The organism is Siminovitchia fordii DSM 16014 = CIP 108821 (assembly GCF_000374565.1).
Lineage (GTDB): Bacteria > Bacillota > Bacilli > Bacillales > Bacillaceae_C > Siminovitchia > Siminovitchia fordii.
Genome location: NZ_KB894711.1, coordinates 1 through 20,292, shown reverse-complemented (window position 1 = coordinate 20,292; position 20,292 = coordinate 1). Strand labels below are relative to the sequence as shown.

15 protein-coding genes are annotated in these 20,292 nt (G+C 39.7%); 10 read left to right on the top strand and 5 right to left on the bottom strand.

The features are described 5' to 3' along the window. The first annotated feature begins 392 nt into the window (after window positions 1-392). Together C509_RS24385 and C509_RS24380 are read left to right on the top strand one after the other, a co-directional pair. Window positions 393-1,808: an FIMAH domain-containing protein gene (locus tag C509_RS24385; protein ID WP_018708870.1), complete on the top strand. Its 1,416-nt coding sequence runs from the start codon at window positions 393-395 to the stop codon at window positions 1,806-1,808. A 411-nt stretch (window positions 1,809-2,219) separates the two neighbouring features. Next, window positions 2,220-4,814: a M14 family metallopeptidase gene (locus C509_RS24380; protein ID WP_018708869.1), complete on the top strand. Its 2,595-nt coding sequence runs from the start codon at window positions 2,220-2,222 to the stop codon at window positions 4,812-4,814. Window positions 4,815-4,920: 106 nt separating this feature from the next. On the opposite strand, the gene C509_RS0120790 is transcribed toward C509_RS24380, so the two are convergent. Continuing rightward, window positions 4,921-6,264, bottom strand: coding sequence for a sensor histidine kinase (locus C509_RS0120790; protein ID WP_018708868.1), 1,344 nt, complete (start codon window positions 6,262-6,264; stop codon window positions 4,921-4,923). A gap of 328 nt (window positions 6,265-6,592) precedes the next feature. Between C509_RS0120790 and C509_RS0120785 the strand changes: the two genes are divergently transcribed. From C509_RS0120785 to C509_RS0120775, 3 genes are all read left to right on the top strand, one after another. Beyond that, window positions 6,593-7,828, top strand: a complete 1,236-nt coding sequence (locus C509_RS0120785; RefSeq protein WP_018708867.1) for a dicarboxylate/amino acid:cation symporter — start codon at window positions 6,593-6,595, stop codon at window positions 7,826-7,828. Between the two features lie 351 nt (window positions 7,829-8,179). Next, entirely contained in the window at window positions 8,180-9,586 is a 1,407-nt protein-coding gene (locus C509_RS0120780) for a dipeptidase (protein ID WP_018708866.1), read from the top strand. A gap of 734 nt (window positions 9,587-10,320) precedes the next feature. Continuing rightward, on the top strand, window positions 10,321-10,866 hold the full coding sequence (locus tag C509_RS0120775) for a hypothetical protein (RefSeq protein ID WP_018708865.1): 546 nt from the start codon (window positions 10,321-10,323) through the stop codon (window positions 10,864-10,866). Window positions 10,867-11,171: 305 nt separating this feature from the next. Here C509_RS0120775 and C509_RS0120770 read toward each other — a convergent pair whose 3' ends face one another. The 3 genes from C509_RS0120770 to C509_RS0120760 form a co-directional block, all read right to left on the bottom strand. After that, on the bottom strand, window positions 11,172-11,879 hold the full coding sequence (locus C509_RS0120770; protein WP_018708864.1) for a nucleotidyltransferase domain-containing protein: 708 nt from the start codon (window positions 11,877-11,879) through the stop codon (window positions 11,172-11,174). Between the two features lie 201 nt (window positions 11,880-12,080). Next, window positions 12,081-13,397 carry a sensor histidine kinase gene (locus C509_RS0120765; RefSeq protein WP_018708863.1) on the bottom strand — a complete coding sequence of 439 codons (1,317 nt, stop codon included), beginning with the start codon at window positions 13,395-13,397 and terminating at the stop codon, window positions 12,081-12,083. 1 nt (window position 13,398) lies between these two features. Continuing rightward, a complete protein-coding gene (locus tag C509_RS0120760) occupies window positions 13,399-14,085 on the bottom strand; it encodes a response regulator transcription factor (protein WP_018708862.1) in 687 nt (228 codons plus the stop codon). Between the two features lie 262 nt (window positions 14,086-14,347). On the opposite strand from C509_RS0120760, the gene C509_RS0120755 reads away from it, so the two are divergent. The 4 genes from C509_RS0120755 (at window position 14,348) to C509_RS0120740 (ending at window position 16,732) form a co-directional block, all read left to right on the top strand. After that, window positions 14,348-14,569, top strand: coding sequence for an SHOCT domain-containing protein (locus C509_RS0120755; RefSeq protein ID WP_018708861.1), 222 nt, complete (start codon window positions 14,348-14,350; stop codon window positions 14,567-14,569). A 77-nt stretch (window positions 14,570-14,646) separates the two neighbouring features. Continuing rightward, window positions 14,647-15,651: a DJ-1/PfpI family protein gene (locus tag C509_RS0120750; RefSeq protein WP_018708860.1), complete on the top strand. Its 1,005-nt coding sequence runs from the start codon at window positions 14,647-14,649 to the stop codon at window positions 15,649-15,651. Between the two features lie 15 nt (window positions 15,652-15,666). After that, entirely contained in the window at window positions 15,667-16,101 is a 435-nt protein-coding gene (locus tag C509_RS0120745; protein ID WP_018708859.1) for a hypothetical protein, read from the top strand. A gap of 16 nt (window positions 16,102-16,117) precedes the next feature. Further along, on the top strand, window positions 16,118-16,732 hold the full coding sequence (locus C509_RS0120740; RefSeq protein ID WP_018708858.1) for a DUF2306 domain-containing protein: 615 nt from the start codon (window positions 16,118-16,120) through the stop codon (window positions 16,730-16,732). 269 nt (window positions 16,733-17,001) lie between these two features. Here C509_RS0120740 and C509_RS0120735 read toward each other — a convergent pair whose 3' ends face one another. After that, entirely contained in the window at window positions 17,002-17,706 is a 705-nt protein-coding gene (locus C509_RS0120735; protein ID WP_018708857.1) for a polysaccharide deacetylase family protein, read from the bottom strand. Window positions 17,707-18,906: 1,200 nt separating this feature from the next. On the opposite strand from C509_RS0120735, the gene C509_RS0120720 reads away from it, so the two are divergent. Beyond that, on the top strand, window positions 18,907-20,055 hold the full coding sequence (locus tag C509_RS0120720; protein ID WP_018708854.1) for an MFS transporter: 1,149 nt from the start codon (window positions 18,907-18,909) through the stop codon (window positions 20,053-20,055). The last annotated feature ends 237 nt before the right edge of the window (window positions 20,056-20,292 follow it).

Here is a 20,292-nt window from a genome sequence, read left to right as displayed (position 1 = left end):
CTGCTCATGTACTTCTTAGGATACGCGTCAATATAACCAATTATCTTTATGAACCGAATTTATTGTAGATTACTGTATCATTATGTAGTCCACCATTTACCATTACATATATTTACAGCACGTATAATCTCAAAATTTAGCGGGAGAGGAGGTCATCATTTTTTACGGTCTGCCCCAGCAGACCAACAGGGGGAAACAGTGACAATGAAATGGAGGGGATAAACCTTACTTTATTTTTCTGATTATTTGTAATATAAGCGAATTTTATGTTGTCAAAAAAATGCTTTTAAAAGAGCAGTGAAAGGGGTTATTAAAGTAATTTACAGGATTTCATCGTAATCGGGAAAACGAGGAGCTTCTTTTAAATGAATAGTATTGAAGGAGGATATATTATGAAGGATATTGTGAAAAGGGATATATGGAAGAAATTGATGTTTTTTGCTGCAGCCTTACTGTTAATGTTGATCCCGGTAAGTGAAATATCTGCTCAAGCTGTACAAGATCCAATTGAACGGGATTGGATGACCAATGATGAATTTCTCCAAAAACTAGACGAAATTGAAAAGGCTAGTTCCGGCAGGGTTAAGGTTGACGTTGCCGGCCATTCATCACAAGGAACTGAAATCATGTCTGCCCGTGTAGGTACGGGTGATCAAGTGTTATTAATCAATGGCAGCATACATGGTAACGAAAAGAGTGGCGGCGAGGCAATTGTGGAAATATTAGACTACCTTGGAACGAGCGATAGCTCCTTCGCCCAATCTGTTCGTGACAATGTTACGATCGTTACCATTCCACGTTTTAACGTTGACGGTCTCGAATTTCCACAAAGACAGAATGTATTTCCGTGGGATGAAGTTGTTACTGCCTACCCACAACTGGCTGGCGCTGCTCCGGCTTGGTACTACAATGAGAGGAATCGAGGCTTTGACATCAATCGGGATTTTCATGCTGATTTGAACTATCAAGTCGTACCTGAAGATTTACCTGGAACGACTCTTGATTTTGGTTTTTTCATAACGAAAGAGTCCCAACTTCTTAGAGATCTTTATGTAGATCTGCAAAAAGAGTTCGGTAAAGTAGAAGCTTTCGTCGATCTGCATCACATGGGTGCTCCAAAGCTTAATAAAACAGGTGAGGATGTCACCATTGCAATTGATTTCCCGCCATTAGGACCTGAAGACAGCACGAAATATGATGCTTGGCCATTATTGGATCAGGAAAAGTCCAAACGCTATGCGTTGGCTGCTGCCCTTGGCGTAAAGGAATTCTCCGATATAGAGGAACCTGGGGTATCTCAGTATGTTCACTTTCAGGAACGTGATTATCCCGGACAAGCAAGATCTGCCTTCGCTCTTAATGGATCAGCAACTGTTCTATTCGAAATGCCTGGACAACAACCCCAAGTTGGCTATGATCAAAAACTGGTGAACCGTGTGGAAAACGGGTTATGGGGGATTATTTCGCACATGGCGGATGGTTCTATCGATGATTTGAATGGCGACGACTTTCTTACCAAAATACCAAGATATTGGACTGACAACATCACTGACATGAGAGATGTTTTAGAGCGCTTTGCAAAAGAGGGTCAGTTTAAGAATAATGGCCTTGCCCGTTCATTAGCGAACCATTTAAAGTCTCTGGAAGTTTATGAAAAGCAAGAGAACAGCAAGAAAATGGTCAAGCACTTGGAAGGATTTAAAGTTGCTCTTGATAAACAGAGGGAAAAAGGGCAAATCGAACAAGAAGCTTATAACAGACTCAACAGCGATGCTAACACTTTACTAGAAAGATGGAAAAAGAAATAGTTTTATAGATTATGAGATTAGTGTTTTAAGTCCAGTTGCCCTTGCAGTAATTAATCCCCACCTGTTTTTTCAGCTGGGGATTTCCTTAGGAACTCGGTACTCCTGCAGAAATAGCCGGAAATCGGCCCATTTTATATTGGGAGCTGTCTGCTGTGTCGCATTGAGCACAGCGAATATGCAGGAACATTGCCAGTAACAATAGAAGAACCGGAAACATCAAATCAAATGAAAATGCTGAAAACAAATGAATGAGCCTGCTTTCCATTTATCAGAAAAAAATTCAAAATGCATAGAGACAACAGTGGATTTCTACTATTTTAACAATCTATATCACGAATCCAGGCTTAAGACACAAGAATCATTGCAAAAAGAATCAAAGGGCGTCTAAATATTTTTCGGGAGTGAAAATGAATGAAAAAAACAATGGTTGCCTTATTATCAATGATTCTGCTATTTTCAATCGCGACCAGTACATTAGCTGACAACAAAGAGAAGCCTAAACCCGCTGCCGCTCCTGTAGTGGAAGAGGGTGAGCTAGTCAGGATTTTAGTACCTGGCAGCGATGTCTTGGATACCCTGCAAAACAAGGGATATGATCTTGCGGGCGGTGTCAAGCGCGTGCCCGATGGCATTGAGGTGGATGCCTTACTGACAAAAGAACAACTGAACACACTGCCTGAATATGGCGTCATATTAGCTAATGATCCTAAACGGGCTGCCCCGAAAAAGGCAAAGCGTTCGTTAGCATCGACACCCGCTAAAGATAAACTCACCATCGGAAGAGTGGACTGGTTCACCACTCATGGACAAGCCTTCTTGTCAGTAGAAGCAAAAACGACAGCTGAAGATGGAGCAGATTTAACGCTGCATTGGGGTGACAAGTCTCAAAAGATGGAACTTTATAGAGATTCCGGTGTTTATATGTACCACCGGGTACTTGCTAAGGTCGACGGGCCCCGGCCTGATACAATCAAAGTTTCAAGCTCGCTCGGCACCGAAAGCAGCGCAGAGGTGAAAGACTGGCTCTACCCTGTTGAAGCCGATATTGATCGTCCGGGATACAAGAGCGCCTTTGCCGATGAATACAAAAATCCAACACAGCTGTATAAACGAATTGAAGAACTAGCAGCGGAACATCCTGAACTCACTGAAATTATTGAGCTGCCAAACAAAACGAATGGCTATCGCAGGCATGCACAGGCACAATTTGGCAATGGAACAAGCGGTGCAAACGGAGATCTCAACAGTACTTTCTATGTCACGTCAAAAAAATACGGCCATGAAGGCGGCAATGATATTTCCGTAGCGTTGAATGGCCAGTCCGACGGGGATAAAATGTCAGTCTCGGTCAAGGGGAACGATATCACTGTACATCTAACGACAGACAAAAATGACCCAAGCAAAATTGGCACGACGGCAAAAGAAGTGGTCGACGCAATTAATAATAACGCAGAAGCAAGCGCATTAGTAACCGCAAATCTTTACCGCAACGGAAATGGAAGTGGAGTTGTAAAGGAGGCTGCAGCGACTAAGCTGTCCGACTTCTTGAGTGGACCCGAGGAGATTTCCCGTGAGCCATATACAATCAAAGCCCTCCGCATAGGCAAACATAGCGATGGCTCAAAGCCTGGTGTCCTGATTCAGGCCCAGGATCATGCACGCGAATGGGTAACTCCCCTTGTAGCTCTTGAATCAGCCGAAAGGCTACTGGCAAACTATGAAACTGATCAAAAGACAAAAGAGATCGTCGATAACGTAGACATTTTTATCATCCCATCCAATAACCCGGATGGCGCTCACTATAGTTTCTTTGACCGGAATATGCAGCGGCGGAATATGACAAACCATTGCGGTCCGGAAGATGCGGATCCCGGGCGCAGGCATAACTGGGGAGTCGACCTTAACCGAAATTACTCGGTCGGTTCAGTTTACGACGGGTATTCCGGAGGGTCAACAGTTTGTACATCCGATACGTACGCCGGCCCTGGAAAACTATCTGAGCCTGAAGCGAAGAATGTTGTCTGGCTTGCAGAAAATTTCTCAAACATCAAGTTTTTTATGACTGTGCACAGCTATGGAGGCCAATTGTTCTGGCAGCCTGGCTCCTACAAAGCGGATGGCAGAATTACAACACCACGCCCTCCACTTCGCGATGAACAGTACTACTGGCAGATAGCTGAGAAAATTTTATCCAATGTTAAAAGTTTGCGTGACTCTGTTGTTCAGCCGCGGAACATTGGAGGCTCTTCCGATGTACTTTATTCCTCCGCAGGCAATGTCCGGGAGGAACTCTACAACAATTATGGCATCTATGCATTCGGATGGGAAGTCGGCGGCGAACAGTGGGACCCAGATGCTCAGAAATGGCTGGCTCCAGGCGGATTCCAGCCTGCATGGGAGGAAGGAAATCTTCAGTATCAAGAGTATGCCAGCGGTGTTATCACTATGTTTGAAATTGCGATGGAGTACGGGAAGGATAATGAGCCGGCCACTACAGAAATTGTAAAGGATAAGCAGCCCGATGGTTCCGTAAACATTACATTCTCACAAAATAAGCCGGCCAGCATTCACTATACGACTGACGGAAGCACTCCAACAACCGATTCACCAACTTATGAAGCTGCAAATATCCGTGAGCCTGGCGAGATGATCAAAGTTTACGAGAATACCAAGTTCCGCTGGATTTCCGTCGACGTTAAAGGCAACGCCGAGAAAGAACAAAGTGTCGATGTAGAGGTAGAAATAAGTGCGGCAAATATGAAAAAGCTTGTAGAAAACTTCCAGGAAGAAGGGGAATTCACAAATAACAATGCTGTCAAATCCCTGATAATGCATCTGACCGCCCTAAGCCTCTACGAAGAAAAAGGATTAACGGAAAAAGCCCATAAACATATGAAAGGCTTCAAAGTACTGCTGAACAATCATAAATCAAACAACTTCATTTCCGAAAAAGCCTATAATATATTACAGGCACACTCAGATTATTTACTCAATCAGTGGAAATAGTATTTAAGAATTTAGAATTCCCTTCAGCAATGGAGGGAATTTTTTTGGGGGTCAGACCCCCGGTACATTAACGCGTTAACGTTGTGGGGGTCTGACCCCTTTTTTGTTATTCCACCTTCAATTCAACGGCATCTTGCAGGTGTCCGTACTGATCTTCCCCATGATCCATTGATTGAACCAGATTCATGACGGGCAATCGTATTTTAAAACAAGTTCCAGTAATCTCCGGCTTGCTTTGCATCGAAATATCCCCACCGAGGCTTTCAACGAGCTCTTTTACATATGTAAGTCCAATACCCGTGGACAATTTTCCATTTTCATCATATTTAGTCGTAAATCCCGGCTTGTAAATAAACCGTCTGTGCCTGGACCCGATCCCGGGGCCATCATCCCTGATTTGGAATTCAACAACTTCTTGATATTTAAAAACGTATATACTGATAACTCCCTCACCTTTAATTGCCTCTATCGAATTGATTACAAGATTATTTACGATGGAGAGAACCTTATACACATGATACTTCGGATGTTCCCCAATCATATTAAATGAAATTTCAATGTTTTTCCCCAATAACCGCGCATATTTTTGATTAGCCTGTGCGGTAATGTTCATCAGTTCATGTGTATCCATATATTCCGAAAAGCCCTCATCTGATATCAGCTTTGAGAGCCCCGAATAAATTCTTTGATTATCTTTTTTTACCTCATGGCTCTCCCCGGCAATCTTGAGAGCGATTTGATAGAGCCTTTCGATTGGAACGCAAGTCTTTTTAACTTCAATTTCTTTTAAAAGCTGATATAAATTGTAGGCTTCCTTTGTGACATTTTCACTGTTTTTCAAAGTTTTATGTAAATGAACCGCTTCTTCATACAGGTTGGAAATAATCATGACCAGCTTGGCATTCTGTTTATGCATCTCCTCTTTCCTCAATTGAGCTTCGTATAACATGATCAAATTAAAAAAGCCCACGGTAAAAAAACCCCGGAAAACGGCGATAATACTCACCTTACGTATATCCTCATAAGTTACAGGAGATTGGAACGCAATGTATTGAAAAGTGAGCTCAGCTGAGCTTGCTAAAATATCAAACAAGACACCCAGAGATCCGATTAGCAAAGGCCGGCCATAAAAGCGGCGAACTTTTAAGAAGTAAAATAAACAACCAAAGGTAAAGTAATAGAAGAAGGTTGGATAATGAGCTTGAAAAGAATGCGGGAAATGTTGAATATCTATGAAAGTACGAAAAGCGACTACAGAGAACCCAACGAAAACACCCGATAAAATGGCAGGATACCTCTTCAATATCAATATAAAAAAGAAAAATGTAGGCATTCCAAAGCTTACTCGAAAGGTATTGTTAAAGGGATAGAATTTTACTTCACCAGCAAGAGGAACAATGAGTAGCATTAAAATAAAAATCTGCATTTCCCTATTTTTCGATAGACTCATAGCTGAATCACTGCCTCCTTTTTGCCAGAAACTCACTATGAAAATTATTTCAAGATCATTTTGTTACTTTCTGTTTATTAGTGTAGTTCGAATTTTATAATGGAAAAACAAATTTGTAAAGGAGTTGTTTAAATAGTATGAATCTTTAAGCGCAGGACTTATCAGTAAAGTTTCCGGAAATTTACAAAGCAAAAAGCTCGCAGTAGGTTTTCGGGACTAAGTTGCCAATCTCCCTTTGCTTGAAATCCGGGTCTTAAGATTGGTAAGGAAAGCTTGGCTGCCATGCCTTTGTACCTCGAACGAACAATTTGAATGAGGAGGAAATATGATGAGGAGGATTGCAAGGTTAGGACTATTAACTCAAATTTTAATCGCTTTTGTAATCGCTGTCATTTTAGGGATTGTTTTTGGACCTGCCATCAATGTTGTTCAGCCATTGGGCGACCTTTTTTTACGCCTGATTAAGTTCATTATCGTGCCGCTCATCCTATCAACTTTGGTAATGGGAGTAGCGAGTACAGGCGATATTAAAAAATTAGGTAGAATTGGAAGTAAAACCATTGGTTATTTTTTAATCACTACATTTGGCGCGGTTTCTATCGGATTAATTCTCGGCAGTATATTTTCTCCAGGAAAAGGGGTCAATATTTCAGTCCCCTCTGAAGCAGCCCCTCCCCCTGAGACAGAAGGCGTCATCAATATTTTATTAAACATCATCCCGACTAACCCTATTGCCGCTTTAGCGGAGGCCAACATACTGCAAATTATCTTCTTCGCCATTTTCATCGGGTTAGGAATCACAATGGTGGGGAAAAAGGCGCAGCCTCTTCAGGATTTCTTTATTGGGCTCTCCGAAGTAATGCTTAAGATCACCGGAATCATCATGAAGTTTGCCCCCATCGGCATATTCGGTTTAATGGCCCCCATTATCGGAGAATATGGGGCTTCCGTTTTGCTTCCTTTGATCAAACTGGTACTCTCTGTAGGGGTCGCCTGCATTTTACACGCCGTGGTCATCTACTCATTTACAGTAAAAACCTTCGGGAAAATGAGTCCCATCAAATTTTTCAAAGGAATCTTGCCTGCCAGCGTAGTAGCCTTCAGTACACAAAGCAGCTCGGGAACATTGCCTGTCAGCATGAAAAACTGCGAAGATAACCTGGGTGTTTCCAATGAAGTCAGCAGCTTCGTCTTACCGCTGGGCGCAACCATCAATATGGATGGAACAGCAATCTACATGGGCGTTGCAACCCTATTTATCGCTCAATTTTACTCCGTCTCACTGACATTTGAACAATTTCTTCTGGTCATTCTCATCGCTACATTAGGATCCATTGGCACTGCAGGTGTACCGGGAGCCGGATTAGTGATGCTGACAATGGTGCTAACCGCTGTCAACTTACCTTTAGAAGGAATCGCTCTCATAGCTGGAGTGGACCGCTTCTTAGATATGTTCAGAACCTCTGTCAATGTCACGGGAGATGCTTCAGCAGCCGTGATTATCAACACATCGGAAAACAAATTAAACGTAGCCTTGGAGCAAAGCTCCAATAAAGTGGTCTAATGTTGAAGAACATTTTATAAGGATTCAATATCAAGGGCATTCCGGATTGGGATGCCCCTTTTAAACACAAACACTACTGTCTCTTCGGGTTCTTCAAATGATTCAATGCCCAAAAGGTTGCTTTACCGTTATACTTTCCAATGCTTTAAGGTTCCAATTCCGGTAAATCTGCCTCTCTTTTAAAAATTCTCTTTGTGTCATCTAAAAATATCAACTCCATTAAAAATGTTAATCATGCCATGTAAGCCATTACTACCAACCGTCATTCGTTAAACAGATAGTTCGCCCTATACCAACTCTTTAATTTGAATAGTATAATTATTCGTAATATATGTAAAAGGAGGCATTATTTTGAAGAAAAAACTGTTTTACCTTGTACTAACAGTTCTTTTTGTCCTCTCTTACTCTACTTCAGCCTTGGCCAAGCCTATGTCGCCGGAAGAAATCCATTTTAATTCTATTATTACAGACGGCCACAGCGACACCATGAGCAATGTTGTTGATTCCAGCACTTGGCTTCCAAAGGTGGACATCGGAAAAGATACACCCTTTGAGGTTGACATACCCAAACTTCAGGCAGGAGGCCTCAACGTCCCTTTCTTTGCTGCCTATACATCCGGATACTATAATAATACTCCTCGAAGCATCAGTCGAACGCTTGCCTTGATCAATGCACTGTATTGGACAGAGAAAAATAACCCTGACACATTTAAGATTTCAACTTCTTTAAAAGAAATTGAAAAAACAGTCCATGCCGGTAAAATAGCAGCCGTTCCAACCATAGAAGGTGCTTATTCCATGGACGAAGAAAATGCGATTGAGCTTTTACATCAATATCGTGATCTGGGAATCAAAGAGATTGGATTTAACTGGAATTACTCCAATGCACTTGGTGAAGGAGCCAACAGGGAATACAACGATCCGAATAGAACGCCTTCAGAGGGCGGCTTAACGGATCTGGGAGCCGAAGTGGCAAAAGAAATGAATAAATTGGGAATGGTGATTGACGTTTCCCATATGGCCGAAAGTACTTTCTGGGATGTCATTCAAGTTTCCAAAGCGCCTATTGCAGCCTCCCATTCAGGTGTTAAAGCCATAAAAGACCACCAACGCAACCTTTCGGATGATCAATTAAAGGCCTTGAAAGAAAATGGCGGTGTGATCAACATCGTTTTCTACCCGGCATTTTTGACAAATAAACCCAACACTTATATTACAGACGTTGTCGATCATATTGATCATGTTGTGAATTTGATTGGCATCGACCATGTTGGACTCGGTTCAGACTATGACGGCGCCACCCTGCCCGAAGATCTCCCAAATGTATCCTATCTGCCTAAATTAACGGAGGAGTTAGTGGATAGAGGATACACAAAGCAGGACATAGAAAAAATCCTTGGAAAAAATATGCTTCGTGTCTTGAAGGAAGTGGAGAAGGCAGCTGAGCATAACCCTGCGAATGTTGGCAAAGGACCTACAATTAAACCGGAGTATCAAATGGGAGAGATCATCCAGGATAGAACGCCGCTTCTTTCCGCTAAAGTGACAACAGAAAAAGGTGCTAAAATAGACGCGAACAGCTTTAGAGTCATTGTTGACGGCATCCCCTATACCCCTGCTTTTGACAAAAAAACATCTACAATATCATTGGAGCTGAATGAAGGCTTAAAAGAAAGATTCCATGTTGTCACCTTTGAAGCAGCAAACAAGGCTGGAAAAGTGACAAGGGAAACGAGAATCTTTTATATTAACGATTAGAAACGTGAGAACAGGATGATTTAAAGCATCCTGTTCTTTTTCGTTACATGGACATTTTATTATCTTCCAGTCCCTACATTCATACTATCTATGGTCCCTACGTGGAGCAACTCTCTTAAATAAACATATATGTAAACTTCATTAGTACTTGTAACATCTCAAACTACCTACATAGATGCAGGTGGACTATAAAGGAATGCAGGTAAAACCCTTTAGGGAAAACTCATTAAGTCAGTAACGAATGAACCGCTTATTAGGATATCAATCCCTATTAGGTTCTACTCTTTTATAAAAATATCAGAAATATTATATCGGAATTTAGAAATGTTTTTATGGAAATTTCTCCTACAATCATGACCTTTAAATTATGTCAGCATTGCTGATTCCGCTCGAGTTCCCACAGGATATCCTTTTCCTAAGAAGCGCTCATTATTAAAGCCTTAAGAGCATCAAATTCAGGATGATCATCCCTGTACTATTCCACAATCTCCACCATTGAAGCAGCAGTGAGAAAGAATTATGCCAATCCTGCACCATTTTGCAGAACTAGATGGGATATAGCCATATACTTCTATTTGCCATTGAGTTTGTCGATACCTTGATAAAAGTAAATTGTTTCTAGGATTCAGGCTGAATAAATGATTAAGAAAAATAGTATCGCACCTTTTCTATTGAAAACTACTACTAAATATTAGACAATGTAATCTGCAACTATTTTGTAGGAGGAATATATTTTGAAGAAGCTACTTTTATTACTAGCAGCTGCTATGCTTTTTTTATCAGCATGCGGTGATAATACAGCTGCACCAGAGAACAAAGAGCCCAAAGAAGATGCAAAACAGGAAAAGAAAGAGCGAGCAAAAGAAGAAGCGAAGGATCAGCCAAAAGATGAACCCACAGAAGAATCAAGCATTGATACCAGTATGTATAAGTATTCAAAGAGTGTGGAAGTAACGGACGGAATTGACATAAATAATTATGTATCATTGATCATTAAAATGAATGATAATCTACAACCCGGAATGGCATTTCAGCATGCGACAACTCAAACCTATGACTTTTTGCAACAGCCAGAAATCGAAGGGGCTGAAATAGTCGGCATCAATATAATTTTGAATGACAAAAAGATTGCGATGTACGAGGTTGACATAAGCAAATTTCAGCCAAATGATGATGAACCAATGGCAGATGTGGTGATGGAAGCATCTGTGGTAGAGATGATGACACCAGAAGTAGAAGAATATTCAAACAATATGGACATACCCTTGAATAAAGAATAATTATAATAACATCTATCCAGTTGGGTAGATGTTATTATGATGCGCAAAAACAGACTCTGTTCCGCCTTCTCTTGATGAATCAGCTTTACATCATCAGATTGATCGGTGAGATGCTCCACAAAAGATTCTATAAGAGGAAGCCACCATTTCATTTTTTGAAACTAAACCAAAAAATGAAAAATTGAAGCTTCCCCGGGATTGTCAAATAAAGTGTGTAAGTACACTTTATTTGACAATCCCCGCACTTCACCTGTTGACTCTGTTCCCATCAATTGATTTCTTCATTCACTCGCCCCTCGAAACCCTTACAATAAGAATCTTTTATAACCAACAAACAATTCTCCACCATAATGATCAAGTGTAGATTGAATGAATGAAATGAGTTCAGTTTTATCATTTGTATTCATGTATGTTTTTGTATATTTAACTAATTTATCACACATAACTTTATCATATGATTTAAGATTCCTGGCAACCCACTTTCCTTCACCAAACCAATGGCCATCTGCCCTTAAAACCAGTTCAGTTAACGTATTTATTAACTTATTTAAAATAAATAAACTTTCTTCGAAGTCTTCTGAACTTCTAAAGTCTGACAAAAAGTCTGTCATTTGATACCTTGCTTTATTTACTTGATCCTCATCCCAAGGTTGAGGACCCTGTTCATAAAGCTTTTTTGCCTCTTGTTGGAGTTCCTTTCCCTTCCCTTGTTTATCTTCTAAAAGCAGACCTTCGGCACACATTTTAATAATGGTGGGCATTCCTATATATCTAGCTGTTTGAAATTCAACCTCTAGAGATAAAGCCGTAAAAATAAATGCCTCTATTTTCCATCCAAGAAAGTGATAACATTCAATTCTTGGTGTTTCGGTTTCATCCATAATAATTAAGTCAATATCAGATTCTGTTGTTAAATTTCCATAAACAGCACTTCCACCTATCAAGACTATATCTGATTCAGGAAAGTGGGAATCGATAAACTGTTGGGCTATTCGCTTGATCGAGTCTCTCATATGAAATACCTCCCATATCAGGATATTCATGGAGATGGTTAGTGTTCTAGAACGCAGGAGCTATTTGTAAAATACTTCCTGACCATTTGTAACCGTCAAGTGGTCTGAACATTTTTTGCTTGAAACAAAGTCTCTCGATACTTGATTCTATGACTGGCTCCGTCAAACTGAAGCACTTCGAATAAAAGCATTCAAACATTGTTAGCCATGGGAGGGGATCCAACCTCTCAGGAGTGCACCACCATCTGAATGGTTATCTACCACTAGGTCTCCTCCATGCCGCCTCATGATTTTTTTTGAAATAGTCAATCCTAACCCCACGCCTCCGGTTGAACGATTTCTCGATGCTTCCCCACGATATAAAGGTTCAAATACTCGTTGAAGGTCCTCCGAGGAGAAACCCTCCCCTGTATCCTGAACAGTAAAGATCACTTTGTTACCATCCTTAAAGCATTGGACAAAAACTTTACCGTAGCATGGTGTATGTCTGACCGCATTATCCAATAAATTGCTCATGGCTCGCTCCAGCAAGTGCGAATCGCCCATGATTACGCAATCCTCCCCAAAATGATCCACGATAATCGAGATGTGCTTTTTCCGAGCTGAAGGAGTCAGGCTGTCAATCGACTTCTGTAATACAAGCGGAAGATCGACCGTGTTTTCTTTCAGTTCCACATCCAAATATTCTGTCTTTGTAAATGTAAAAAGTTCCTCTACAAGCCGGTCCAATTGCGCTGACTTTTCTTTACAAACCGCCAAATATTTTGCCATTTTATCCGGCGAATTGGCAATGCCTTTCTCCAGGCCGTCCAAATAACCCCGTAAGGCGAATAACGGTGTCCGTAAATCATGGGCAACAGCAGCAATCACAAACCGCCGTTCATCATCTAATTCCACTTGTTTTTGAAAAGATTCATTTAGACCATCTACCATCACTTTAAATCCGTCATGAACCTCAGCAATTTCTGTGATCCTAGATGAAGGTAACTGAACATCCAAATCTCCTTCTGAAATCTGCCGAGCACAGTGGCTCGTTTTCTCCAAAGGTATGAGAATATATCTTCGAATGGCATATCCGACAATAACAAAAGCCGATAATAGACCAACGAATGCCGCAAGCATTTGTGTTACTTTTGAATTTGCTTGATACATAGCAACCCGTCCAAGTACTTGATCATCCTGAATGATCGAAAAATGTTCTGCTCGCTTAAAGGAGGGCTCCCGTTCAGAATCCGTTCGGAAAATCTCCTGATTAGAGTCGGATAGAATCGAGACATCCATATTCATTTTCTCTAATTGTCTGCTCAATTGTTCTTGCCAAGCGGGGTCTGTCCATTTATCGGTGTTTGTCTCGATCAAGCGAATCGTTGATTCAACATTCTCTTTTTGAGAATCATCCATTCCTAGCCGGACAGTTTTCGTTTCAATAAAATGGGCGGCTACATAGAATAACCATGGCAGAGTGAGGATGAGAAATAAGCTGAGTATTGTAAACTTGCGAATGCGAATTGTTTTCATTTTATTCACCTTTGAAACGATAGCCGATGCCCCATACATTGACTATGAATTGTGGATCATTCGGATCGGCTTCAATTTTCTCACGAAGTCGGCTTAGATGGACGCGAATGGTATGTTTGTCGCCAATTCCACTCCAAAATTTTTCAAGTAATTGGTCATATGAAAAAACATATTTTGGATGTTCGGCAAACAATAGCAGCAAATCATACTCTTTCGGTGTGAGTGAGATGGGCCGCCCTCCTACAAATACTTCTCTTGTGGACAAATCCAGCGTAAGACGTCCATAATCCAAGACCCTCCTCTTTAATTCTTGGTGAGAACTGGAGCGTCGTAATACAGCCTTCACTCTGGCAACAATCTCACCCGGTGATGCGGTTTTAACTATATAATCATCTCCTCCAAGTGCCAGACCGCGAATCTTATCTACATCATCGCTGCGAGCACTCAAGAAAAGGATAGGTACGTTGCTTTCTATACGAATCTGTCGACATAACTCGAAACCATTCATTCCTGGCATCATGATGTCAAGTATGATGCAATGAATTGTACCTTGTTTAAGCACTGCCAGTGCCTGAATAGCATCATATGCAGTTTCCACATGAAAACCGTCATTCTCTAAGAAGTCCCTCAATAGTTCGGCAATGCTTTTGTCATCGTCCACGACTAGAATCGTCTGTAATTCCTTCATGAAAATCCCGCCTTTCCTCCGATGACTCTCCCTGGATCATAACCGATCAATCTAATTTCATATTTAGTCTATCATTTTTTACATGAGGAACAAGGAAAGTTATAGGTTTGATAATGGATTGTGATTGTATTGTGACTTTTTTGCACCATCGTTTGTGATACTTAGAGGTTATTCTTTCATTGTGAACAATCGGCGAATATCCATTACAAACTGAGTGCAATGTTTCACCCACTCTTTAACTACTTGAAAGGAGGAATTTCAAATGGGGTTCGAAAATGACAGTTTCGCATTTTTTCCATTCGGTGCATTGTTTTGCCTTGTCCTTTTCTGTTTTGCCGCGGTTCGAGTATTTGAAATTCGATACCGATATCGTGCTTCCAAACAAGGAGACCGAAACATCACCTCGATTCTTCAAAGCCGGTTAGCCAAGGGAGAACTTGACGAGGCGGAATATCAAAGGTTGAAAGATCTTCTTACAAAATAAGAAAAACCTCAAGCGTCACTGAATCTCAATTCATTAGATCGGATGGTTTCGCCTGATCTTAAAATGGAGGAATATGTATGCATGTTCAAATTGTTTTATTTGATGGATTTGATTTATTAGATGCCATTGCACCATATGAAGTATTTTCCTCTGCTGCCATGCTCTCCAATGAGGAGATAACAGTAGAGCTTGTGTCCGCTGAAGGTGCGGGAATGGTAACAAGTGGAATTAATCGGTTAAAACTCCAAGCAACTGGTACATTGGATTTATCCCGTAAAGGAATCATTCTTGTTCCGGGAGCATCCGGTACCATTCATGATAATGGGCCAGATTCCATTCCAGTAAAATTAAAAAAAGCCGCTGAATCTGAATTAAGCAATCTACTACGAGAAGCAATGAAGAAAGCCGATATTTTACTTTCCACAGTTTGTGGCGGTTCTCTCATTTTAGCAATGGAAGGCTTATTAGAAGGCCGCCATGCAGTAACGCATCATATGGGAATGGGTCTTTTGAGTGCTACCAACGCTATTCCAGTTAATGCTCGTATCGTAGATGATGGCGATCTTGTTACTGGCGGTGGCGTTACTTCGGGGCTCGATGTTGCCCTTTACTTAGTTGAACGTGAATTAGGCCCTCGGATAGCACTTGCTATGGAACAACTATTTGAGTATGAACGTAGGGGTACTGTTTGGAAAGCTGAAGGAAATGCACCAAAGGAAAGCCAGCAAGAAAATTCAAATGAAACGACAAGGGATCATTCCTCCATCCAAGCTAATCAGAATGTTAATTTTCAAGGGAAATGGGATACTACCATTTCCACTCCTATTGGAAATCTTTCCGCTATATTAGATTTAACTTCTAAAGATGGACAAATAGTAGGAACTGCAAAGCAAGGAGAAGAAATGGTCACTTTGGACAAACCTGTACTTGAAGGGAATCAATTAAAGTGGTCCATGAAAGTGACGAAGCCCATGCGTCTAACTTTAAAATTTATCGTTACTATAGTTGAAAACAAGATGTATGGTGAAGCAAAAGCTGGAATGCTTCCTTCATCTAAATTAACTGGACATCGTATTTCTTAAATTGGGGTGGGAACGATGTATTCAATTATTGTACTTTTTCATGTAGTGAGTGCTTTATTTTTGGGAAGCTTGCTAGCTCTCCCTTTAGTAATAAATAGCTTTTTTTCTCGCACGAGTAATGAATTAAAGACAGCACTTAAAACAGCTTTAAGCTTTACTCGAGCAAGTCATTATGCATTAGTTTCTTTAATGATTTCAGGGGTTTGGATGGTCGTTGCGCATTCATCCTACCCTTCTATCTTATGGATAGGGATTGCCATCCTGCTACTGATCCTTATTGGTGGCCTGATAGGAATGATGCATAAAAACATAAAACGGATCATATTTGCAGAAAACCCTGAGAAGAAATTATTAGAGCATGTGTCAACGTTAAAATGGTACAGCTGGATCACATTTTTACTCATCATTGCTTCTATCTTTATGATGACAAATCGCAGCTTATTTGCCTAAAGGAGGAATAGACCTGATGAAAAAAGCCATTGGAATAATCGTTTTAATCCTCCCAATCATGTGGGTATTACATACATTTTCAAAGAATTTTATGATCGATCCTGCTTTCGAAAAGTTTATTTCAAGAAAAGATCTGATTCTAACAGATCAATCCCTATGGATATTCATGATTCGTATTCATATTTCGCTGGCTATTATTTCGCTTCTCACGGGCCCGTTAGGCGTTATTAAAAGAATACGAGTGAAATCTATCAAGTTCCACCGTTGGAATGGCCGATTGTATGTCTTGTCTATCATTTTAAATTTCATTCCCGGAGTCTATGTCTCTTTCTTTGCAACCGGGGGATGGCCAAGCACAATAGGGTTTCTTATTTTAAATACATTATGGTTCGGAACAACTATCCTCGGTTATTGGTATATCAAGAGACAAAAAGTAACCTTACATATTCAATGGATCATTCGAAGTTTCTTTCTTTCCTTTGCGAATATGACTATTTATATAATCGTAGCCATTGCCCATAACGCGTTGAATTTTTCCTATGGAAATGCCTATACGATCGCTGTCTGGTTATGCTGGACACTTAATCTGCTTATAGCTGAATTCATCATTAGAAAGAGAGCATTCTCATAAACTTCGACTATGTCATTTTCGTTGGGATTCCTTTCCCTTTGTGTATATACATTTTCACATGAGGTAAAAGGCTTAATCAGTAAAGCTGACTAAGCCTTTTTTAGGCAACTATTTCATAACGGTTGGAACATTTTTTCCCCGATTTGTCCTTTTCAAAAAGAAAACTAGCCAACGAATTTGATAAGCCACTCTTTGTCAAGCTAATTTGATTGACCACTATTTGTGTGGTAAGGATTACCGTAACGCATCAAATGAGATTTTTCCTATATTTATTTTTTTAATTGCAAAAGTTCATTCACTGTAACAAATTTGTATCCTTCGTCTGATAATGCTTGTAAAATTCCTTTAATTGTTTTTAGTTCTTCACCAGTATTATCATACATTGGATGTATCAGGATAATCGAACCTGGCGTTACATTCTTTTTGACATACTTCACTTTATCAGCGGCAGAGGAGTAATGGGTATCCGGTTCAAGGGTCCAGGTTATCGTATCTCTATTATGTTTATCTAAATAGTAAGGCAATCCAATAAGTTTTTTCCCATTCGGCGGACGAAAGTCTATTTTACCTTTATAGCCGGCTTCGCGAATCAGCTTGTCTGTTTTTTCAATCTCATTTTTAATGTAAGAAGGGGATTTAAACACCATTCGCTGATGGGAATACGTATGACTCCCAATTTGCTGACCCGCGTCCACAATCTTTTTTGCCTCTTCAGGATTTTTTTCGATTTCATTTCCAATTAGAAAAAAGGTGGCTTTTGCATCGTATTGATCCAGCAATGGCAAAATTTTATCAACATTTTTTGTCGGCCCATCATCAAAGGTCAATGCCACTACTTTTTGGTTCGTCTCCACATGGTCAGTTATCCTGCCAAACAACTGAAAAGTTCTCGAATTCATTAACTTATAGGTACCAAATAAAAGAAAGACAAACAGCAAAATACCTATCCCAATAAAGATTAATTTCTTTTTCATTAAATATTTTTCCTTTCATTTTATCAATAATAGTTTGATGTACGATTGCCTATACAAACATTCTCTGGTAGTTAACTTTAGCCAAAAGTAATAGAACGTTATAAAGACAAAATACAGGACACACATCATAAGGCCATTGGCAAAAAGAACCTGAAATGTATGGACTACTTTTGTAACTTAACTAAATTTATTATACTATTAATTTCAAATTTTCAAATCTTCGCATCCGAAAAGTTAGTTGAAAATTCACTTGAGAAATAAATCTAAAAGTGAAAAAAGACCACTTATTACTATAAGTGGCATCCTTTAAAAACCTCATTTACTTATGATACGGTTCACCGTACCGGTTTATATAAGCCAAAATTAGTTACAGGGCAGCAGGTTGTATTTGCCGCTACCTTTAATCCTACTGGATATATAGAGATGCTGATTGTAGGATGGAGTCTCTGTAATCCAAATAGACAAAAAGTGCATGTTATCATGGATTTTCTGACCGAGGAAGAAAAAGAAATCTTCGAAAAAGGCTTTAAGATCAGTATTCATATCTGTGAAGCGATACTTATTGCACGAAAGGAGCAGGTTAGTGGAAGAAGGATTAGTAAAAATTGAAGGTGAATAGTACTGTAATAAAAGATCCTCAGATGGATTTGCTTTTTTTATCAACATATATTATACTAGCCAAATCTATTTACTAGTATTAAGAAAGGAGGCAAAAAGCCATGGGAACTGTTTTCAGAAGGATTGCAACAGAAGTAAAGTCATATTTACATCTAGGTGATTTACTTTCAATGGGACCAGTCTGTCCTTTTTTAAGCAAACTTCATATAGAGACCAGCTACCGGAAGCTTTTTGTCTATTTATTTTAGAATCTGTAGAAAACCCTTGAATTGTGCATTTTGGTTAAATACTAAGCAATAACTAGACGCAGATTTTATATGGCGTCTTTTTGCATTTTTACAGGTAAACAATTGAGATGAATATGTATATACAGCCTCTTGTTGGATGAAACTCATGAAAAAGTGAGGTAGTAAGGGACCCCCAAATACCGAAAAGCCTAGTTGTAATAATTCGTGTAATCCCAATAAAAAAGTTTTTAGAAAGGGTGAGACATTTGTTTAAAAAACTTAGGCAAAATAGAAACGTTTCAGTGTTCCAACCGCTTCTAATTTAGAAAAATAATTAGAAGCGAGGAATAATAATATGAAAAACCAAAAAATCTTTAATAAATCATTTCTATTTTTATTTATAAGTAACTTTTTAGTTTTTATAGGGTTTGAAATGTTGCTCCCTATTTTACCAGCCTATTTGTTAAGCATGAATGCTTCTTCCATTCAAGTTGGTCTAATGACAACATTATTTACACTAGGTGCTGTTCTAATCAGACCTTTTATAGGGTACTACTTAATTGATAACCAACGGAAAAGTCTTGCCATTATTGCAAGTGCAGCTTTAATGTTTATTACAATGCTGTATCCTTTTTTAAATATTATTTGGCTTTTACTATTGTTACGACTTTTCCATGGCGCAGCGTGGGGAGTATCAACCACAGCCAATAGTACAATGGTAGTGGATTTAATTCCTAAGACAAGGTTAGGAGAAGGTATAGGGTATTTTTCTATTTCAACAACGGTAGGGGCTATCATTGCGCCGAGTATAGGTATCCTTATCTATGACTCTTTTTCCTTCAATATTTTAATCTGGTCATCAGTAGTACTCAGTCTATTGGCAGTAATTGCGCTTCAATTTGTATATTCACCTACTCCTGTTAAACATGAGAAGCGACAATTTCAATTTTTTGAAGCGATTTTTGAAAAAGACGCATGGTTCCCAGCATTACTGACGGTTATTACAACGCTTGGTTTTGGAGCGATTATTACTTTTTTAGTTCTTTTTGGAAAACAAAAGGGATTGGATCATATTTTTCTATTCTTCCTTATAAATGCGACTGTCTCAACTTTACTACGTCCATTTACAGGAAAATGGTATGATAAAAAAGGACCTTGGTCTATCATCGTTATATCAGCATTGCTAGGATTTTTGTCACTTGTAGTGCTGTCTTATACAACAAATAATCTTTATCTTATGATTGCAGCGATTTTATTTGGTGCAGGTTATGGAACTGTTATGCCATGTTTACAAACATGGACGGTTCAAAAGGTAAGTCAAGAAAAAAGTGGCGCAGCCAACGCGACCTTTCTTTCAAGTTTTGATGTTGGTGTTGGAGTTAGCGCATTTGTATTAGGGATTCTAGCTGAATGGATTAGTTTAGACATAATCTTCCGGGTCGTTAGTCTAAGTTTTATTTTTGTTTGTTTATGGCACACTAGAAATGTAGGAAACGGCAGCTAATTTATGTACATAAAAAAGGCCACTTGCCAACATCCGAAAAAATACATACACTCCTGTTTGGGCATATCTTTACAGGAGGTAGTATAGGAGATGTTAGCAATGGCTGAAGTTAATTATATCAGATACGAAACGAATACAAAAGGTCGCAGCTATGCAGAAGTAGCACGGCAGATGGGGGTAGATCGGCGGACGGTGAAAAAGTATTCCGACATGGAAGATTTCAATCCGGAGAAACCG

Bases quoted from the DNA above. Each gene is read 5' to 3' on its own strand.
- C509_RS0120720 (WP_018708854.1), top strand. From the start codon at position 18,907: ATGAAAAACCAAAAAATCTTTAATAAATCATTTCTATTTTTATTTATA.
- C509_RS0120760 (WP_018708862.1), bottom strand. From the start codon at position 14,085: ATGAAGGAATTACAGACGATTCTAGTCGTGGACGATGACAAAAGCATT.
- C509_RS0120755 (WP_018708861.1), top strand. From the start codon at position 14,348: ATGGGGTTCGAAAATGACAGTTTCGCATTTTTTCCATTCGGTGCATTG.
- C509_RS0120785 (WP_018708867.1), top strand. From the start codon at position 6,593: ATGAGGAGGATTGCAAGGTTAGGACTATTAACTCAAATTTTAATCGCT.
- C509_RS0120790 (WP_018708868.1), bottom strand. From the start codon at position 6,264: ATGAGTCTATCGAAAAATAGGGAAATGCAGATTTTTATTTTAATGCTA.
- C509_RS0120740 (WP_018708858.1), top strand. From the start codon at position 16,118: ATGAAAAAAGCCATTGGAATAATCGTTTTAATCCTCCCAATCATGTGG.
- C509_RS0120770 (WP_018708864.1), bottom strand. From the start codon at position 11,879: ATGAGAGACTCGATCAAGCGAATAGCCCAACAGTTTATCGATTCCCAC.
- C509_RS0120735 (WP_018708857.1), bottom strand. From the start codon at position 17,706: ATGAAAAAGAAATTAATCTTTATTGGGATAGGTATTTTGCTGTTTGTC.
- C509_RS24380 (WP_018708869.1), top strand. From the start codon at position 2,220: ATGAAAAAAACAATGGTTGCCTTATTATCAATGATTCTGCTATTTTCA.
- C509_RS24385 (WP_018708870.1), top strand. From the start codon at position 393: ATGAAGGATATTGTGAAAAGGGATATATGGAAGAAATTGATGTTTTTT.
- C509_RS0120745 (WP_018708859.1), top strand. From the start codon at position 15,667: ATGTATTCAATTATTGTACTTTTTCATGTAGTGAGTGCTTTATTTTTG.
- C509_RS0120750 (WP_018708860.1), top strand. From the start codon at position 14,647: ATGCATGTTCAAATTGTTTTATTTGATGGATTTGATTTATTAGATGCC.
- C509_RS0120765 (WP_018708863.1), bottom strand. From the start codon at position 13,397: ATGAAAACAATTCGCATTCGCAAGTTTACAATACTCAGCTTATTTCTC.